This is a genomic window from Pseudomonas sp. AKS31, from assembly GCF_023634765.1.
Classification (GTDB): Bacteria; Pseudomonadota; Gammaproteobacteria; order Pseudomonadales; family Pseudomonadaceae; genus Aquipseudomonas.
This window is the reverse complement of record NZ_JAMLFX010000043.1, coordinates 1-384: the sequence shown is the minus strand read 5'-3', so window position 1 is coordinate 384 and position 384 is coordinate 1. Positions and strand designations below refer to the sequence as shown.

1 pseudogene is annotated in these 384 nt (G+C 55.7%); it reads left to right on the top strand.

Going from position 1 to position 384, the window contains the following annotated elements:
* A pseudogene (locus M9827_RS27635) lies at positions 1-384 on the top strand (hypothetical protein); the annotation flags it as partial.

Here is a 384-nt window from a genome sequence, read left to right as displayed (position 1 = left end):
CGGTGGTAACGGCACTGAGCTGGATGTGTCGACGCTCACTGCTGCGGCCACTCTTCGTGGCGGTTTCTGGCCGCACATTGCCAGTGGCCAACGTGTCTGGATGGAGGTACAGGGCACCAAAAAAGATGATACCGAGTACAAACGCGTCGTGTGGAGAGGCCCAAGTAACGCCGTGAACGGGACCTGGATATCGCAAGGTTATCTCGATGCATCCTTGCCTTTGGCTGACCTGCAGTCGTTAAAGGATCTCAGCCCACTCAACGTGTCTTTCATGGCAACGCCGGACCGCAGCACGGATGAAAACCTCGCGCTGAGTTTTCCGGTGCGGACCTATACGGTCAAAAACGTCGTAGAGGTGCTGCCGACTATTGAGTCAATCAAGGA